The sequence below is a fragment of the Psychrobacter immobilis genome (assembly GCF_904846285.1).
GTDB classification, from domain to species: Bacteria; Pseudomonadota; Gammaproteobacteria; order Pseudomonadales; family Moraxellaceae; genus Psychrobacter; species Psychrobacter immobilis_D.
In genome coordinates this window covers 1-982 of the sequence record NZ_CAJHAD010000065.1, presented here as the reverse complement: position 1 = coordinate 982, position 982 = coordinate 1, and the positions used below count along the sequence as shown (strand labels likewise).

The window sequence follows — 982 nt, the reverse complement described above, 5'->3', positions numbered from 1 at the left end:
AGACCCCACTCTCAACTTGAAATAAGCAAATCAAACTGAAGAGGCGGGTTACCAAGTTTTTTATTGAGTACAAAGCACAGATTGTGTGACAGGATTTTACGAATCAATCGATGAGACAAATGCCATAAATCTCTTGCTCGCACTCTTTGTATATTAAATCGTTCTGATAGCTGACCAATGACTGTTTCAACGATACGGCGAGCTTTCATTAGCCGTCTTACCACAGGTTTGGGTCTATCCTCTTTCATGTTGGCTCTGAGTGGCGTTTGTAAATCCACTCCTTGAGCGTCGTAGTACGATGTCAGACTAGGGCTGATATACCCTTTATCAGCGCCGAGCAAACCATGGATATGGTCAGTAATATCAGGCGCAACCGCTCTTTCATCAACATTGGCAGGGGCAAAGGTAAAGCCTTTAATCATGCCAGATAAATTAACAAGCAAATGTCCCTCAAAGCCATAGTATCTCTCTTGCTTAGCGGCGCAGTAACTAAAAGCTGCTAAGTCTTGATAGTTTTTATGCCGATAAGCGCGTCCATAATGACAGACGGGTATCGGAAAGCCATCCATAAAATGAATGTTGTCACGGCCTTCAATTTGACTGACTTTATCTTGTATCTGCTGTTTGACTTGCCACAGATTGGCGCAGTGCTTTGCGAAGTTAGGGTATGAGCCGATGGCTGGAAACCAGTCTTGCCAATGCTGGGTAAAGTATTGCCAAATTTGTTTGTCTTGATCAAGGTGTAAAAATTCACCGACCATCTCCATGCAAATAACCTCAGGATCACTTAGCTTTGGCGCGTAACCTGCACTTCGCAAGGGTTTGGTGACGACTATTTTGTAATATTGCTCTACCATTAAATAGATATTGATGATAAATTCGTCTATGGGCATCTCACAACTCCATTGTATTCTTGGTCGAAAACAATAGATTAGTGAGGTGCTCTTCTTTTTTCAATCACTTTCGAAGTTGAGAGTGGGGT

At 42.5% G+C, this 982-nt stretch carries 1 protein-coding gene; it reads right to left on the bottom strand.

Annotated elements, in window-relative coordinates; all coding sequences use genetic code 11:
- Positions 1-11: 11 nt before the first annotated feature.
- A complete protein-coding gene (locus JMX13_RS13555; protein WP_201559743.1) occupies positions 12-893 on the bottom strand; it encodes an IS982 family transposase in 882 nt (293 codons plus the stop codon).
- Positions 894-982: the final 89 nt, after the last annotated feature.